Below are 16445 nucleotides of genomic sequence, written 5' to 3'. Positions count from 1 at the left end.
TTATTTCAATGAAAATTTCTGAAATATCGATAAAGAGACCGAGTATAATTATAGTATTATTTATTATACTTACGCTTGGTGGAATATTCTCTTATACCCAAATGGGGTACGAGCTCGTGCCGAAATTTGAGGTTAATGTTATCACCGTACAGACAATATATCCGGGAGCTGCTCCCTCTGAGGTGGAAACTTCCGTGACGAAGGTTGTAGAGGACGCAGTTGCCTCGTTGGAGAACGTGAAGAAGATAGAATCTAAATCGATGGAATCCGTTTCCGTGGTTATGATTCAGCTCAATACGGGGGCGGATGTCAACTTCCTGCTCACTGATGCACAGCGTAAAATAAACGCTGTTGTCAACGAGTTTCCGGACGACGTGGAAACACCCGCTTTGTCTAAGTTTTCGTTGGATGACGTGCCGATTATGAACCTTTCGGTGACATCCAATTTGTCTGAAAAAGACTTATACGATCTATTAGATCAAAAGATTCAACCTGTTTTTGCTCGTATCAACGGTGTAGCAAAGGTGGATATGATCGGGGGAGAAGAACGTGAAATCCAAGTTAGCGTGGATCCCAACAAATTGGAGGGGTATGGTCTTTCTGTTTCGCAGGTACAACAAGCTATTGCTTCTTCCAATCTCGATTTCCCGACAGGTAATGTGCGGACACGCGACAATCAGACTACACTACGTTTGGCAGGTAAATTTACAAGTATAGACGAGTTACGCGATCTGCCGATCACAACCCCGGGAGGAGCGGCAATTCGTCTGCGCGATATTGCGGACGTACAAGACGGTATCAAAGATATTGAGAAGATATCACGTATAGATCGTAAAAACACAATCTTGATGCAGGTGTTTAAGCAATCCGATGCGAATGCGGTGGCGGTCTCGGAATTAGTGAAAGAAGAGATCGGTATCGTGAATTCGGATTACAAAACAGAGGGTGTCAATATTATCATTGCGAACGATACGACTGACTACACATTGACCGCGGCGAATAATGTAATCCATGACTTGATGATTGCAATCGCTTTGGTCGCATTTATCATGCTGTTTTTCCTCCACAGTTTGCGTGATGCGTTTATTGCGGTGGTTGCTATTCCATTATCATTGATAGCCACATTTATTTTCTTAAATATGTTGGGCTACACGTTGAATTTGATGTCGCTTTTAGGATTATCATTGGTAGTGGGTATTCTGGTGGATGATGCGATTGTGGTAATTGAAAATATACACCGCCATATGGAAATGGGCAAGAATAAAGTGCGTGCTTCCTATGATGGTGCGAAAGAAATTGGTTTTACAGTTTCTGCCATTACCCTTGTTATCGTCGTAGTGTTCTTACCTATTGCTATGTCATCGGGTTTAGTATCCGATATCCTACGTCAGTTCTGCGTTACCGTAATGGTTTCAACATTGCTCTCGTTCCTGGTATCATTTACGATTGTACCTTGGTTGTATTCCCGTATGGGAAAACTGTCCCATATCAATAAAAAATCGTTCTTTGGTGGCATCTTACACGGTTTTGAAAACGGGCTTACGGGACTTACTCACTGGATTTCGGGTATATTAAAATGGTCATTGAGAAGTCGGTTGAATAAAGTAATTGTATTGCTTATTTCTGTAGGATTACTATTTGCTTCCTTCGCATTGGTTGGTATGGGGTATATTGGTTCAGACTTCTTCCCTGGTAACGACAAAGGCGAGTTTTATCTACAAATGGAGATAAACAAAGATGCTTCACTAGAACAAACGAACTTCATGGTTCAAAAGGCAGAAAATTATTTAGCGCAGAAGCCGGAAATTGAACGGATGATTACAACAGTGGGGCAGGCGTCTGATGGGATGATGAATGTAGGTGGTACAAAATATAAAGCCGAGATTCATATTATCTTAGAAAACGGGTATAACAAAACAGAATCCACCAAGGTTTATTCTGCAAAGTTGAAGCGTGAGATGGAAAATGTATTGGTGGGAGCGAAGCTAAAGACGGTCAATATGGGGATTATGGGAGCAGAACAAGCACCATTGATGATGACTGTTGTGGGCGCTTCTCCGGAGGATGCATTGGAGACAGCGCGTATATTCGCTGATGTGTTACGTGGTGTATCCGGTGCTTCAGAAATCGAATTAACATCCGAAGACGGTAATCCTGAAATTAGTGTACAAGTTGATCGGGATAAAATGAATACGTTGGGACTGAATGTAGCAACGGTAGGTATGACGATGCAAACAGCGTTTTCGGGAAACACGGATACCAAATACCGTGCAGGTGATACGGAATATGATATTAATATCCGTTATGACGAGTTTGGCCGAGGAAATATTGATGACGTACGGAACTTAAAATTTATCAATCAGGGAGGACAGGCAATTAAATTAGAACAATTTGCAGACGTTACCTATGCTTCTGGGCCTAGTTTATTGGAACGTAGGGATAAATCTCCATCCGTGTCTGTACAGGCACAGGTAGTTGGCCGTCCGGTAGGTACGGTAGCAACCGAATGGGAAGCAGAGATCAAGAATCAGATTGACAATAACACCATCACATTGAAACCTGGAGTTTCTTATATGTGGGGGGGTAACATGGAGAACCAAGAGGAAGGATTTGGTACATTAGGGGTTGCTTTAATAGCAGCGATCCTGTTGGTGTATCTGGTCATGGTAGCTCTTTACGATAGCTTTATGACGCCTTTCGTTGTCTTATTCTCTATTCCATTGTCTTTCATCGGCGCGTTGCTGGCGTTAGCGTTAGCAAACCAAACTTTGAACATTTTTACCATCCTTGGTATTATTATGTTGATCGGTTTGGTAGCAAAGAATGCCATTCTTTTAGTTGATTTTGCCAACCACCGAAAAGATGCCGGTGCCAACACGTATGACGCACTTATTGCTGCAAACCATGCACGTTTCCGTCCTATTCTCATGACAACGATTGCAATGGTTGTCGGTATGACCCCTATTGCATTGGCACAAGGTGATGGTGCGGATATGAATAGAGGACTCGCCATTGTGATTATCGGAGGATTACTATCATCGCTCTTCCTGACGTTAGTCGTTGTACCTGTCGTGTATTCAATATTCGACGGTATTAAGAGACGGTTTGGCAAAAAAGAAAAAGAGAATTATGCTGAATTGATGGTGGCGGATTATGTAGAAAACGAAGACTACGTGGATGAGATGGAAGTCAAATATTAGTTTTAGAATCACGAACTAAATAAACAAAGGAGGTCAACAGCAGAGATGTTGACCTCCTTTTTAATTAAGCACGATTTTTGTACGAAATACTATAGCTTATAAACCGTATTTTAAAATCACAATGGTATAAATGATCATTTGTTCAAAAAGGAGGTTATATGAATCTTGTACAAAAAATTGGTCGATGGGGTGATGCACATCATCCGCGTTGGCTGGACATCTTAAGAATCTTTCTCGGTATTGTTATTTTTGCTAAGGGAATAAGTTTCGTAAATGATCGCGACGCAGTCGCTGATCTTATTCGGCAAACGAACTTTCAGCTTTCTATATGGTCAGCTGTTCATTACGTAGTGTTCGCTCACCTTGTTGGCGGGTTATTTATTATTTTTGGTTTTCAAACACGTCTTGCGGTAATTTTTCAAATACCGATACTTATTGGAGCTGTGTTTTTTGTAAATATTACGAACGGTTTCAACTTTCTAAATTCCGAGTTTTGGATTTCTTTAGTTGTGCTAATTTTGTTGTTTGTATTTTTAATTGTAGGTTCTGGAAAGTATTCGTTGGATAATATAATGGACAAACCGGGATATAAACGGTCGATTTGAGGTGGAGACGTAGCTATGCTACGTCTTTGCTCATCTTATCCCTTTCTATATATCGATAACTGTTTCTGCAGAAACTTTCGTGTATGATATATACGAGTTTTCACGGTGCCTTCGGGCAGACCAAAATGATCGGAAAGTTCACGGTATTTATAACCTTCCATATATTGTACAAAAAGTTCATAATGATCCTGTGGTAACTTCTTTAATGCATCGCGTATGTCCTTCATCACAAATTTTCCTTCTACGGTATTGGTTGTGAACGGTTCTGAACAACCTTCTTCTCTGTATCCAGCACTTTGGAAATTTTCGTATTCCGTATGTCGTTGATTGCGCCTATAATGGTTGATATAAACATTCTTCATGATGACATATAACCATGAAACCAGTTTAGGGTTATTGAAAAAATTGTCGAGATACTTAATAGAACGAACCAGTGTTTCCTGGACAAGTTCGTTAATTTCTTCCGGGTCTTTGGTAAACTTAAACGCTATATTTTTTAGAATGCTTTGGTTTTCTAATAACGCTAGATTTAATTTTTTGCTTTCCATAGTCTTGATGTTTTTATCTAGTTTACGTTCAATGTGTTAGAAAGAGTGGAACAAAAACAATGCAAACTAATCCGAAAAAACTGCTAAACAGATGCGTATTTTGAAAAACGATAAAAATACGGGTAGGCGGTTGATTTTTCTTTAAAGCTCAAATCATAGAAAGAAGGTTGTCGAGCATATTTTTCTAAAATGGAGATAGTTTAATGGCTAATAGTAAAACAGGTATTTTATTTTTTAACGCGTATAAATAGCACGAACGACAATAAAACCATTGAAAACTTAGATACAAGTGCGTATTTACCGTAAAATTATGTCGTTTATTGCAATTTTTTACATTTTTTGTTTAATTCAGACGTAGTCGGCTTGCTTTGTTGCGATAAAAATTAATATATGTATTGTCTCCATTTTAGTACTTAGCGACTTCTGCTTTGTCACTTTGTTTTTATAATAGCGAAAACAAAACAAAATTTCCTAACAATTGTTATCTTGTGCATAAATTGATACCTCTGCTTTATCATAGAAATGAATCGAAATGAAAACTTCTTTTTAGAAATCCTCAGACAGTCTAAGGGCGCTACTGCTATTTATGATACAGCAGATATACGTATTGCGTTTGTTAACAGCGCTATGTTTGAAATTTGGGGGCGTGATGAGGAAATTATCGGACAATGTTTTGGCGAGGCTTTTCCGGAATTTACGGAGCAGGGCTTCACGGAAATACTGAAAAATGTCTGGATAACAGGGGAGACGTACGAAGCAAAAGAATACCCGGCAAATGTGACGATTAACAAGGTTACGGAACTTAAATATTTTGATTTTATTTATCAGGCTGTCTTAGATGAAGATGGGAAAACGTACGCTATAATCCACACGGCGACAGATGTCTCTTCACGTCGTCATGCTTTAGAGAAGGTAGAGGAACAGGATGCTATCCTTGCGTTTAATGATGAATTGGAGATATTGACTAGAACCTTATCGCACGATTTGAAAAATCCGCTATCCATAGCCAAGATGGGGGCACAATATATGCAAACGAAAAATACACTTACCAGTGCGGAGAAATATAAATGGACTACTGTTATTTTAGATGCCCTTACTAGCATCGAGCAAATCATAGGGCATAAAATACAATTGAACCAGGCTCGGATATTAAAATATAATAATGAATGTGTTTCGTTAGAGAAGATTATTCGGAGCATATGTCTCGAAAGTCAAACGTTGTATAACAGTAACAATTGTGTTTTTAAAATCGGGCAATTAAAACATTTATATGGAGATGAAGGGATATTATATCAAATATTTTTCAATATCATCAGCAATGCTGTAAAATACTCGTCCAAACAAAAGAAACCTATCGTAGAGATTAATAGTTCAAAACAGCCGGGATATATCGTGTATACGATACAAGACAACGGCATCGGAATCCCGAAAAATGAGTTGGAGTCGGTTTTTCAACAATTTCATCGTGCTTCGAACACGGAAGGTTTTCCGGGAACAGGTATAGGATTGTGTGTAGTAAAGAAAATCATGATCCGTCTTAAAGGTAAAATCACACTTTCCAGTTCGGTAGATAAGGGGACAATTGTCGAGCTGTCTTTTCCGGAATTTGCTGAATGTGGGGGTGATGTGGAATTAATAGAAAATTAAAAATCCCGTATCGCGATACGGGATTCTCTTATAGGTCTCAAGTTACCAGATCTTAATACGTTCCTCTTTTGGTTTATACATCTTGTCACCTTTTTTCGTATCAAATGCTTCATGGAAGCCATCAAGATTGACAATCGGAGCAAAAGCTCGGTATTGTGCGGGAGAGTGTGGATCGGTTTTCACTTGATTTACCACAAATTCATCCGTCGTTTTTGTTCTCCAGATAGTTGCCCACGACAAAAAGAATCTTTGTTCTGGTGTAAACCCATCAATTAAACCTGGATTTCCCTTGTCCTTCAAATACATCTTTAATGCATCAAAAGCTACCGACGAACCACCTAAATCACCAATATTTTCGCCCAATGTAAATCGTCCATTAACAAAAACACCAGGTACAGGTTCATATGCTTCAAATTGTGCAACAAGCGCATCTGCAGCCGCGTCAAACTTCTCTTTGTCTTCGGGTGTCCACCAGTTATTTAGGTTTCCATCTCCATCGTATTGTGAACCAGAATCATCGAATCCGTGCGATAATTCGTGTCCAATAACTGCACCGATACCGCCAAAGTTTACAGCTGCATCAGCACGATAATCGTAGAACGGTGCCTGAAGAATAGCAGCGGGAAAAACAATCTCATTGAACAAAGGACTGTAATATGCATTTACAGTCTGTGGCGTCATTCCCCATTCGGTTTTATCTACTGGCTTACCTTGTTTTGCAAGATTATCTTCAAAAGCCCAACGATTAAGAGCGTGCACGTTCTCAAAGAGTGAAGTGCCGACTTCTAGCTTCGAATAGTCCTTCCATTTATCCGGATAACCAATTTTGACATTAAATTTTGCCAATTTTTCTAGTGCTTTTTCTTTCGTTACCGCAGACATCCAGTCCAAGTCGTTGATATGTAATTCGAAAGACTTGATAAGATATTGTACTAACTCTTCACAAGCCGCTTTTGCTTCCGGCGGGAAATTTTCTTTCACATATAGTTTCCCTAATAGTTCACCAGCCGAACCGTTTACAAAATCTAGACCGCGTTTCTCCATATCGCGTTGCTCTTTTTGCCCTTTTAGCTGGCGTCCGTAAAACTCAAAAGCTAATTCATCCAGCTCGGTAGAAAGATAGTTGGTCGCATCGTTCATGACATTGAACTTTAAATATTCCTTGATCTGTGGAAGCTTTTCTGGTGTAATAATTTTATCGAGATTCTTGTAATAGTTGATCTCGCTAATGATAACCGTGTCGGCTGTAAAACCAATTTCTTTTATGTATTTCGCAACATCAATGTTTTTGACCATTTTTCCCAGATCTGCTACGGCAATCGGATTGTACCGTTTTTGCGCGTCACGCGATTCTTCAATGGTTTTGAGATAAGAAGCAATTTCTTTCTCAAATGCTACAATTTTAGGGCCTTTAGCATCCTCATCAGCTTGGTTTACTTTATTGTATAATGTAGAAGCGAAAGTAGCATATTGTTCTAGTGTTTCGGTGTTTTTCTCGTCCACTTTCTGGTAGTAGGAACGCCCCAAGCCTAAATTTCCGCCGCCCAGATAAACAGCGTTGATGTCACTGTTTTTCATGTGTGCATACACATAGCCACCAAAGAAAGGATTTCCACCTTCCGGACCGACTTCCACAAGGTAATTATAGAGATCATCCATGTTCTCGATAGCATCAATTTTTTCAAGATAGGGTTTAATCGGATCGGCGCCCAATTGATTGCGGTTCTCTATGTCCACATAGGATTTGTATAGATCCGCAATCTTTTGCCCGTCCGTACCTTTTTCAAATGTTTCGCTTAGAGATGTTTTCAAGATCTCTAATACCGACTCGTCGGTGTTTTCACGAAGTTCGTCAAAAGAACCCCAGCGTGCTTTATCAGCAGGAATCTCTGCTGTTTTCATCCAGTTGCCATTTACATAATGGTAGAAATCATCTTGCGGACGGACAGTCGTATCCATGTGCGATAAATCGATCGCTTGATGTTGTTCTTGTGTACCGTTGCATCCGGCTGTCAATACCACAATAGTGGCTAATCCAAGAAATTTTTTCATCATAAGTTGTTTTTTAAATTTGGAAACCTTCAGCTGAGGCAAGTTTTCCATTTTGTTATTTAGTTTTAGTATGCAAACATAACAAAACTTAAGAATATGAAGAGTAACGATTGCATGGGAAGAATTGGATTTTTCCGTATATTGTTCTCATGATATGGGTAGTGGATGGCCACGAAATACACGTTTTTGTCAGTGCTAAACGAGAGGTAGAGGTACTACGGTGGAATGAACATAAAAAGATAATACAAGTACCGGTAAGCATGCCTAATACCGAAGCGGTGTGGACTATACGTAATCTTCTGCAAACTAAACGTTCAGATACATTACTATGTATAGAAGAGCGGTTGGAGGTATTTGACAGGCATTGGCCAATTAAGCTATTTACTGAAAAAAAGAAATCCTATATCAACGGCGATATCGTTCATTGTTATATCAAGGGACGTCGGATGTCATTAGCAGAAAAAACAAAGATAAAGGAAGAGCTGTTACAGCAGTTGGTATTACATCATGTTGGTCAATGGGAAGAAAGGTTGGATTTGCTAATTTCACATATCACGTTCCGAAAGAATAAAAATAGACCCTATGTTGTACAACGGCAAAAAGAGAGCATTTGTTTTGATAAAGAACTATCAAACCTATCGTTAGAGGCTATTACTTATTGTTTGTTTAAGGCGGTAGCCGATTACGGAGTTTTAGAAGAGAGGGTCAAAAGGAGATTAATAGAGAAACATTTTCCGACATGGAAAACACTAGAAAAAACTATCATATATGCATACGCAACCCACAATAACGATTGAAATATCCATTCCGCTATCTTTATTTGATAAATGTCGGGAACAGTCTAATTTACTATTGGATCTATTGACAGAACAACAAATAGCACAGATCAAAGCGTTTGTTTTTGACAATTTGGAAGATAAAGACGGTGCTCCAGAAGTGGAGAACTTGGACATTTCTTTTTTTAAATATAGCGAAGAGGAGCGGAGCGGTTCTTTCCGTTTGCACTTTTATATTAATCGTCGGTTTTGCTGTTCGGATATCGAAAGCTCCAGACAAGATTATCTCGACTTTCATTTCAGTTATATGAACGAAACCCTCAGAGCATCTGCTACTTATTTTAATTGGAACTTAATGTAAATTATGAGATCCTGAGCCCTCTTTAAGTCGAACATCTTCTGGGTGTATATTAAGTTTCTTTTCTTGGCGTACCGCCAAATAAACTTGCAGTAGGGAAATGATTTTTTGAAACTAATTATACCTGTCTTACTTATAAATTTAAGAAATAAAGGTTTGCGCTGGAAAATATTCACATAGCTCTTCCATCGACATGTTTTTATAAGCACACCTAAACTTACCCCTCTTAAAATTATCAAAGCGGGTTGGAAACTTGCGCCCGGTTGGAAGATGTACCACATCAATCAAATCCCTGACATTGATAGGTACCTCCGGATAAAGTGGATAATATTGTCCACAATATTTTTCCTTAAAAACACGAAGAATATCTTCGTTGGAAATCTTATTGCCGGACCGGCGCACTTCCTTGTAATATTGATCAAAGCAATCTTTATGCTGACATTGAACATCTTTACTCTTTTTCTTCCTATATGTTATCCAGTTCCAGCTACAATAAAACCTATGACCGCAACTTTTACGCTTAATCAGAAGATACTGCTTATTGTAGGCATAATGCTCCCGCAACGTAAGTAACTCCATGTCGGACGAGTGTGTAAAAAAAGGAGTAATCTTTCTGTCAAAAATACCCAGACATCTTCTGGCTTCACTTTCGGTTTTATGGATATAAGGCCTTAAGGCTCTTTCGTTTTCGTCTATCAAATTTTCGATATAGCCGCTCTGTTGTTCTCTCTTCATCAACCTGTTGATAGCTTTTGCTTGGTCTTGATAGCCCTTCAACATGATCTTACTAAGTTTGTATCTTTCTGAACGTTCCTTTTCGTGAATTTTAGCGACCAATATGGATTCATACTTAGTCGTGTAACGCTTGTGCTTGATCTTCCGGAAAGCATCAGGAACATGAATTTTCTCCAATCTGCTTTCTACTTCCGTAACCTCTGCACAAAGCAGTTCGTGTAAAGATAGGAATACGGTGCTATGCCCATTTCGCAAAGAAACCGGAAAAACTAACGTTACGAAAAAAACAACATTTTCACCCCAGTTATCAGGATTAATAATAATTTTTTTATCAAAACGGGTATCTACTATATTGGAGATCTGCTGGATTTTCTCTTTGCTCATGTAGTAAGACTGCTGTTTACCAAGTATAATCTGGTCTTTACAGATAGGGCATAAAAAATGCAATTTCGAAACAGTAATAAACTTTTTGAAAAATGTTTTCTCGTGAATTTTGCAATAAAATTCAATTTCATCAACATTATACGAACGTAGTATCGATAAATGATCGGTATATCTGAACTCAATATGATCCTTATGGAAGTACTCCAACCTTTTAATACATGCGACAATCCTTGCATTTCTAAAGAAGTACGGATCGCGTTTGGCAGCTTCAATATCTTCACTTCTTATTGGCAAACCATTGTGTATAGCTCTCTCTAAGAATGCCTTTTCAATAATCTGGAGCTGAATTTGTATGGGCAGGTGCTTATTTTTATCATCATATAATTTAATGCGTTCAATATTATCACCTAGAAGTTCATTCTTTATTCTATCTCTCTCTTGATAGGCCTGGATATTCTTCTCATTTTTATCCCATCCTTTTCCAACGTGAATAGAGCTATCTATTTCAAGGTAATTCGGGATCGTCGACAATTTAAAATCTATTCTGTAGTTTTTTTTCGCATTTATTTTTATGGGATATTCAGCCACATAGTCAAGATTGAAGTACGCCAGCAATACCTGATAATACGAATGTGCATACGATACATTATTTTCACGTGTACATTGAGTACAGCCTAAATTTCTACCTTTAAAATCAGCCCAGGAAACTTCATATTCATTATGTATATGACAAGTCAGTTCATTGATTCTAATTCGAATTTGGCTAATCGATGAGAATGGTTTAATCTGTGCCTCAATTTCTGATCTTGATGATAAGAGTCTGAACTTCTTGCCAAAATGCGTATAGAAACGATCTTCATCCATTTCTATATAAGCTTTGATAAAATCGTAACCTTTATGAAATGAAACGTTATCATAACAGAATGCACATCGTTTATTTTTATGCAAAACCTCTTCAGGGGTAGCTAAAAATGCTGGATGCTTGGAATTAGAAGTGCACCAATGTGAAATTTTCTCCTTTGTGTCGATCTTTTCCAATGCGTCATGCGAAGTAATCTTAAGTTTGAAAGGAGCTATTTTGCGATTATACTCTTTAAAATTAGTTCTTCTAAGCCGTTGTTTGTTGCAAAGATTACATAACATGGCTCCTTTCTTTTGTTTGGAAATGAGAAACGATTTCCATGGCAATGAATAAATGCCTTGTTTAGGGTGGTGATTGCAAGAAACAGTCATTAGTTTGGTTAATCTATCCACACTATGTAATGTCAACTGACCTGAAGTTTGCTTGGTAATATATTCCCTGAGTTCAACATCATCTAGGATCCTTTCCAATATATTTATATTGCCAGTATCATCTTCACATGTAGGACACTTTGCATTTTTAAATGATTGGTGAGATTTGACATGATATGATTTACCACATACTTGATGTATAATCCTATAACCTAAAGGTGTGATATTGATGTCGAGATCATATTCATCGGAAGAATTTTTTCTAATTTCAGTTCTCCAGCGTTTAAGCTTAAGCAATAACTGTTGATTAAACTTACAATTAATGCATACGATATGCCCGGGTGATTGAATCGCTGTAAGTATATTACTATAAGTATGCTTTTTAGGTTCGCCACATGTTTTACAGATCAATGGCAACTGTGATTTCGCATAATAAATGAGGTTGCTGTCAATTTTATTTTTATCCAAGAACCAAGGGAAGTTATCAGACTCAGACATGAACTTTTCTGCTTTTAAGAGAAGATTATCACTTCTTTCTTTGGTTTTAGATATCGTTTTACACATTCATCTATTAGCATTATTGTACTTTTATTTTCAATCCCCAAACTAAGATACGAATTATCAAACTTGTCTTTCGACGAAAAGTCTTCTATGGAAGGGACACTATCATTTTAAACCCAAAGGGTGAAATCTTATAGATTTCTCATTCCTTTTGTTTGAATAACTTTCTTCAAAGTCATTTTCCTGACTTTACTGTATGCATTTGATAGTGATATCAATACAAAAGTATAGACATAATTTTTATATTAGCAATAAAACTTGCTTGAGAGTTGGGAAATTGAATGTCGGAAAATTGTTGAAAAAGTCTAATAAGTAAAAAAGGCAACTTGCCATATAATAGCAAATTGCTTTTTGACTTTACGGAAAGGGAGGGATTGGTTTAGCCCTACAAGCCCCATATCTCTAACCCTAAACCTTCTCGAATCGAACCCATCCAGCCCTTCTCTTCGAATACCTCTCACTAATCCTATTACTAAACTGTAGTAAATAAAAAAGCTTTAACCTTTCGGTTAAAGCTTTGCGGAAAGGGAGGGATTCGAACCCTCGATACAGTCATCCCGTATACAGACTTTCCAGGTCTGCTCATTCGACCACTCTGACACCTTTCCAAATGCGATTGCAAATATACAATATTTATCTTCGAAAACTAATTTTTATAGAATTAGATAGATGTTTCTGCCGTTCAAGAGTTAACAATTTTTAAAATTTATAGTGAATCGGAAATGCTACTGACATACTGTTGTCACAGCTAAATATAATTTTGTTCTAACAAATAACAATTTGAATAACATTATTTATTGATTTTAATTATTTAACAGTATGGAAACTACAGCAATTTTAACAAAGGAAGAGTTTTTAAAACATTGGTTAGGTCATCGCGATTTAACACGTCGTACACTTGAAAAATTTCCTGAGAAAGAACTTTTTGAATTTTCGATAGGTGGAATGCGACCATTTTCGGATTTGATTAAGGAATTATTATCGATTGCAGAACCAGGTTTACGAGGAATTGTGGAAAGAAACGATCAGTCTTATGACCATAAACTCGCATTGGATACGAAAGAAGAGCTTCTGGCAAAGTGGGATGCTGACACACCCAAAATCATTGAATTGTTTAATCAGATTCCGGAGGAAGATTTTCACGTTATGCATAACTTATTCGGAGAATATAATTTTCCGATATACAGCAATCTGTTATATTTTATTGACAACGAAATTCACCACCGGGCACAGGGATTCGTGTATCTTCGGGCGTTAGGTATAGAGCCTCCGTTCTTTTGGGATAGACCATAACGTCATCAAAGAAAGAAGTTAACGCAGATGAATGTCTCTACGTATTCAATGACGTAGGGGCATTTTCTATAAACAATTTAAAGCTGAATATTCGAAATTAACTCTTTTATTCTATCCTTTAATTCTGCCGGTTCTAAAATTTTGGCTTCATCTGCAAACATGAGGTACCATCGGGCAAATTCTTGTTCCATATTTTTACACTCGAAAGTCATGATTACGCCGGCATCGGTTATCTCTTCCGATACAAACCCGTAATAGGAGCGTTCCCATTCCATATGACGTGCGTAGATTAAAGGAACACAAATGCGTATAGTTATAGTTGGAGAGGGATCTTCTTTTGCTAGGTAATGTGAAAGCGGTTTATGTTCTTTGGCAAAAGGAGCGGTTGTTAATTGAATTTTCTGAATACGATCGATACGGAATTGGCGATAATCTTTACGTAAATAACAATACGCCATAAAATACCAATAGTTTCCTTGATGAAAAACACCTACCGGTTCGATTTCTCGATGTACGGGATTAGCGGATGAACTGCTTTGATATTCCATATCAACCACTTTATGTTGCGCAATACTTTCAAATAATATAGATAATGCAGAAGGGACATTCTCGTTAAATCGATGTGCAAGAGATCCCATCAACATATTCTCTTCTAATAAGTTGACATTTAGCTTATCACTATAACGAAGATATGCCTTGATTTTATTGAGAGCGGAACTAAAATATCGGAACAAGTCGGGGTCTACAAATTTCTGCATCAACTTTTCCGCCGCCGCGAGTGTTAAAATCTCTTCTCTGGAAAATTTCGTAGGAGGCAATCGATAGCCTTCCACTAAACCGTAGCCGGTGCCGGCTTCGCCATAGATGGGAATACCCGCTTGCTCTAAAGCTTTGATGTCACGATAAATTGTGCGTTGACTAACGCCGAACTGTTCGGCGAGATCCTGTGCCCTTACGATAGGTTTAGCCTGTAGTTGAAAATAAATGGCAATAATTCGGTTAAACCGCTTCGTCACATCCATATGGTAAAAGTAAACATTTTGAAACGAAAGAAGACCAATCCTCGATTGGCCTTCTTTCGTTTTATGGTGTCTATTTTTATCTGGAACAATCGGCTGTCCATATACGACCATCTCGCGCATACGTGATATCCAAACTGGAGGCTGTAATTCGAATGCTTCCAATTTCTCCGTCGCTGAAGACAAGTGTGTTATTGTCTCCTTTTTCCATCGTAATATCACCTAGAGTCGGAATACCGTTCGAAAAATTGAACGTATAGTTGTTACCAACTTTAGTAACGGTGACCGACCCGTTTGGCTCGGAAACATCTTCGTCGTCAGGGCTGTTAAACGAGACAGATCCTTCGTACTTACCTAGAAAGAGATCATTATCTGCAGGATCGTCGTCTTTACTACAAGAGGTAAAAGCGATGAATGTGATAAATAATAAACTTAAAATTTTAATACTCGTTTTCATATATCTATTTTTTAATTATTTACTGTGTGTCACTTAGGTGTTACAATAGAGGTGCCAGTAGATCTCTTAAAAGAGTTTGTTAACAATAATTAACACCTTTTTCACCTCATATTAAATTGCTTTTTTCTGCCTCAAGTCTTTTATCAACTCGTATATTTCTTTTTGAAGTGTTGCTTGGCTTTTGAGGATAGCCATAGTATTTTCAGAAAAATTGTTTTTTGCCGAAAGGATCTGTTTAAAAATGTCCTGTATAATCTCTTCCATCTTTTCACATGCTCTAAGCACCTGTTCCCGGCCGGACACCTCCTTAAATGGATCTCGTTTCTCCCACTTACGGTAGAGCGCACCTGCTGTCCATTCTTTTTCAGAAGGCGACAAGCCTTCTTTTGGCAAGATCACGAGGAGTTCTGATTTAAATTGTTGTGATAGTTGCATACTTTTTTCAAAAAAAGCGATGAGATCCACATCCTTGTCAGAGTCTACTGAAGAAATAGCATTTGTGTAAATTTCTATCCGTTCTGTCAAGATTTGAATTAAGTCTTGTAACTGATCGGTATGTATATTTTCATTGTTTTCCATAAAAAATATGACGTTGTTTATTAAGGGAACAATTTGATGGAGATTCAGTTTAAAAACTACGATAGTTTTTATTGTTGATGTTTTTATAGTGGTTTATCAGAACATCTTGTGGATTCAGTTGTTTTTTTAAATATGTGAGTTTGAATATGGAAACCAATACAATTACAAAAGAGCAGCTTAATAAGCTAGTGGACAGGATAGAAGAGGAATTTCATGAATATTTTACATCCGATAAATCCCAAGTGGATTCCTTGCATGAGTGTTTTTACACTGCTGAAATATATAAAGAGGAGGGGTTGTTGACCCTAGATCAGGATGTATTCCACAAGCTTCCAAAGGACATTCAAGAGAAGACACATGAATTGATAGCGGAGTTTACAAAGGTAGACTGATAAACCGTTATTTTAGTCGGAATAACTTATAGGAAACGATTTACTCGGGGACAAAGAACTTTTTTAACTGAAGAAGGTTCTTAAAATATGGAAGAAAAATTGCCAGGACGACCTATTAGAATTATTAAAAGTGTGGAGGACAAAAGCCTAGGTGTGTTCTCCGAAGAACTTTATAAAACGTGTTCAGACGATGGTGAAGCTGTACTCGTCTTGAAAAAAATTGAGCGAGCTTTTGCTGCTGATCCTGATTACGAGCTTTTACATAACTTAAAAGAGCATGCGTCCGTCAGTTTTAGAAACATCCATACTCGACAAGAGGTACGCTTTTTTCCGGAAGATTAGATGATCAAAAATTATTTTTTCTTCTACTTTAATATAGTCGAAATCGTGTAATGGTCGGAAAGTGCGATACCATCGCCATACGGTATCGCTATCTTATGTGCGGTTCGATAACGATGCTTATTTTCGTTTCCATAAAGCTCTTGATGATAATGGAAATCTTCCTGTACATTGACAATATCAAACCGGTTGATTTTCTCTGAAATTTTTTTCATACTGGAGGCTCGGGAACTTGTTGCAGCTGAAAGAAAATCCGGAAGGCCTGCG

General features: G+C 37.8%; 15 protein-coding genes and 1 tRNA gene. 8 read left to right on the top strand and 8 right to left on the bottom strand.

Annotated features, from left to right (window positions below):
• The first annotated feature begins 8 nt into the window (after window positions 1-8).
• Together H8B21_RS12395 and H8B21_RS12390 are read left to right on the top strand one after the other, a co-directional pair.
• A complete protein-coding gene (locus H8B21_RS12395) occupies window positions 9-3200 on the top strand; it encodes an efflux RND transporter permease subunit (RefSeq protein ID WP_190314106.1) in 3192 nt (1063 codons plus the stop codon).
• A gap of 158 nt (window positions 3201-3358) precedes the next feature.
• Window positions 3359-3805: a DoxX family protein gene (locus tag H8B21_RS12390; RefSeq protein ID WP_190314105.1), complete on the top strand. Its 447-nt coding sequence runs from the start codon at window positions 3359-3361 to the stop codon at window positions 3803-3805.
• Between the two features lie 35 nt (window positions 3806-3840).
• Here the strand turns inward: H8B21_RS12390 and H8B21_RS12385 are convergent, their stop codons facing one another.
• On the bottom strand, window positions 3841-4353 hold the full coding sequence (locus H8B21_RS12385) for an RNA polymerase sigma factor (RefSeq protein WP_190314104.1): 513 nt from the start codon (window positions 4351-4353) through the stop codon (window positions 3841-3843).
• A gap of 522 nt (window positions 4354-4875) precedes the next feature.
• On the opposite strand from H8B21_RS12385, the gene H8B21_RS12380 reads away from it, so the two are divergent.
• On the top strand, window positions 4876-6000 hold the full coding sequence (locus H8B21_RS12380; RefSeq protein WP_190314103.1) for a PAS domain-containing sensor histidine kinase: 1125 nt from the start codon (window positions 4876-4878) through the stop codon (window positions 5998-6000).
• Window positions 6001-6042: 42 nt separating this feature from the next.
• On the opposite strand, the gene H8B21_RS12375 is transcribed toward H8B21_RS12380, so the two are convergent.
• The gene (locus H8B21_RS12375; protein ID WP_223815008.1) at window positions 6043-8055 is read right to left on the bottom strand and encodes a M13 family metallopeptidase; all 2013 of its coding nucleotides are present in this window, start codon (window positions 8053-8055) and stop codon (window positions 6043-6045) included.
• A gap of 146 nt (window positions 8056-8201) precedes the next feature.
• Here H8B21_RS12375 and H8B21_RS12370 point away from each other — a divergent pair, with 146 nt between their 5' ends.
• Together H8B21_RS12370 and H8B21_RS12365 are read left to right on the top strand one after the other, a co-directional pair.
• Entirely contained in the window at window positions 8202-8849 is a 648-nt protein-coding gene (locus tag H8B21_RS12370; protein WP_190314102.1) for a hypothetical protein, read from the top strand.
• Window positions 8821-9189: a hypothetical protein gene (locus H8B21_RS12365; RefSeq protein ID WP_190314101.1), complete on the top strand. Its 369-nt coding sequence runs from the start codon at window positions 8821-8823 to the stop codon at window positions 9187-9189. The genes H8B21_RS12370 and H8B21_RS12365 overlap by 29 nt, the downstream gene beginning before the upstream one ends.
• A gap of 138 nt (window positions 9190-9327) precedes the next feature.
• Here the strand turns inward: H8B21_RS12365 and H8B21_RS12360 are convergent, their stop codons facing one another.
• Both H8B21_RS12360 and H8B21_RS12355 read right to left on the bottom strand, forming a co-directional pair.
• Entirely contained in the window at window positions 9328-12036 is a 2709-nt protein-coding gene (locus H8B21_RS12360; RefSeq protein ID WP_190314100.1) for a hypothetical protein, read from the bottom strand.
• Between the two features lie 583 nt (window positions 12037-12619).
• Window positions 12620-12707: transfer RNA gene (locus tag H8B21_RS12355), tRNA-Ser, on the bottom strand.
• Between the two features lie 211 nt (window positions 12708-12918).
• Here H8B21_RS12355 and H8B21_RS12350 point away from each other — a divergent pair.
• The gene (locus tag H8B21_RS12350; protein WP_190314099.1) at window positions 12919-13392 is read left to right on the top strand and encodes a DinB family protein; all 474 of its coding nucleotides are present in this window, start codon (window positions 12919-12921) and stop codon (window positions 13390-13392) included.
• Window positions 13393-13469: 77 nt separating this feature from the next.
• On the opposite strand, the gene H8B21_RS12345 is transcribed toward H8B21_RS12350, so the two are convergent.
• The 3 genes from H8B21_RS12345 to H8B21_RS12335 form a co-directional block, all read right to left on the bottom strand.
• On the bottom strand, window positions 13470-14597 hold the full coding sequence (locus H8B21_RS12345; protein ID WP_223815007.1) for a helix-turn-helix transcriptional regulator: 1128 nt from the start codon (window positions 14595-14597) through the stop codon (window positions 13470-13472).
• Window positions 14491-14868 (bottom strand): hypothetical protein, encoded by a 378-nt coding sequence (locus tag H8B21_RS12340; RefSeq protein WP_190314098.1) that lies wholly within the window; start codon window positions 14866-14868, stop codon window positions 14491-14493. The genes H8B21_RS12345 and H8B21_RS12340 overlap by 107 nt, the downstream gene beginning before the upstream one ends.
• A gap of 111 nt (window positions 14869-14979) precedes the next feature.
• A complete protein-coding gene (locus H8B21_RS12335) occupies window positions 14980-15447 on the bottom strand; it encodes a hypothetical protein (protein WP_190314097.1) in 468 nt (155 codons plus the stop codon).
• A gap of 146 nt (window positions 15448-15593) precedes the next feature.
• Here H8B21_RS12335 and H8B21_RS12330 point away from each other — a divergent pair, with 146 nt between their 5' ends.
• Together H8B21_RS12330 and H8B21_RS12325 are read left to right on the top strand one after the other, a co-directional pair.
• A complete protein-coding gene (locus H8B21_RS12330; protein WP_190314096.1) occupies window positions 15594-15839 on the top strand; it encodes a hypothetical protein in 246 nt (81 codons plus the stop codon).
• An 87-nt stretch (window positions 15840-15926) separates the two neighbouring features.
• On the top strand, window positions 15927-16181 hold the full coding sequence (locus H8B21_RS12325; RefSeq protein ID WP_190314095.1) for a hypothetical protein: 255 nt from the start codon (window positions 15927-15929) through the stop codon (window positions 16179-16181).
• Between the two features lie 23 nt (window positions 16182-16204).
• On the opposite strand, the gene H8B21_RS12320 is transcribed toward H8B21_RS12325, so the two are convergent.
• On the bottom strand, window positions 16205-16393 hold the full coding sequence (locus H8B21_RS12320) for a hypothetical protein (protein ID WP_190314094.1): 189 nt from the start codon (window positions 16391-16393) through the stop codon (window positions 16205-16207).
• Window positions 16394-16445 lie beyond the last annotated feature (52 nt).

The organism is Sphingobacterium chuzhouense, from assembly GCF_014692525.1.
GTDB lineage: Bacteria > Bacteroidota > Bacteroidia > Sphingobacteriales > Sphingobacteriaceae > Sphingobacterium > Sphingobacterium chuzhouense.
Note: the sequence above shows the minus strand (reverse complement) of the source record. Positions and strands in the feature narration are given on the sequence as shown.

Excerpts from the sequence above, each read along its gene's own strand:
- H8B21_RS12350 (WP_190314099.1), top strand. The coding sequence starts at position 12,919 with ATGGAAACTACAGCAATTTTAACAAAGGAAGAGTTTTTAAAACATTGG.
- H8B21_RS12380 (WP_190314103.1), top strand. The coding sequence starts at position 4,876 with ATGAATCGAAATGAAAACTTCTTTTTAGAAATCCTCAGACAGTCTAAG.
- H8B21_RS12370 (WP_190314102.1), top strand. The coding sequence starts at position 8,202 with ATGATATGGGTAGTGGATGGCCACGAAATACACGTTTTTGTCAGTGCT.
- H8B21_RS12340 (WP_190314098.1), bottom strand. The coding sequence starts at position 14,868 with ATGAAAACGAGTATTAAAATTTTAAGTTTATTATTTATCACATTCATC.
- H8B21_RS12390 (WP_190314105.1), top strand. The coding sequence starts at position 3,359 with ATGAATCTTGTACAAAAAATTGGTCGATGGGGTGATGCACATCATCCG.
- H8B21_RS12335 (WP_190314097.1), bottom strand. The coding sequence starts at position 15,447 with ATGGAAAACAATGAAAATATACATACCGATCAGTTACAAGACTTAATT.
- H8B21_RS12365 (WP_190314101.1), top strand. The coding sequence starts at position 8,821 with ATGCATACGCAACCCACAATAACGATTGAAATATCCATTCCGCTATCT.
- H8B21_RS12320 (WP_190314094.1), bottom strand. The coding sequence starts at position 16,393 with ATGAAAAAAATTTCAGAGAAAATCAACCGGTTTGATATTGTCAATGTA.
- H8B21_RS12375 (WP_223815008.1), bottom strand. The coding sequence starts at position 8,055 with ATGATGAAAAAATTTCTTGGATTAGCCACTATTGTGGTATTGACAGCC.
- H8B21_RS12325 (WP_190314095.1), top strand. The coding sequence starts at position 15,927 with ATGGAAGAAAAATTGCCAGGACGACCTATTAGAATTATTAAAAGTGTG.
- H8B21_RS12385 (WP_190314104.1), bottom strand. The coding sequence starts at position 4,353 with ATGGAAAGCAAAAAATTAAATCTAGCGTTATTAGAAAACCAAAGCATT.
- H8B21_RS12395 (WP_190314106.1), top strand. The coding sequence starts at position 9 with ATGAAAATTTCTGAAATATCGATAAAGAGACCGAGTATAATTATAGTA.
- H8B21_RS12330 (WP_190314096.1), top strand. The coding sequence starts at position 15,594 with ATGGAAACCAATACAATTACAAAAGAGCAGCTTAATAAGCTAGTGGAC.
- H8B21_RS12360 (WP_190314100.1), bottom strand. The coding sequence starts at position 12,036 with ATGTCTGAGTCTGATAACTTCCCTTGGTTCTTGGATAAAAATAAAATT.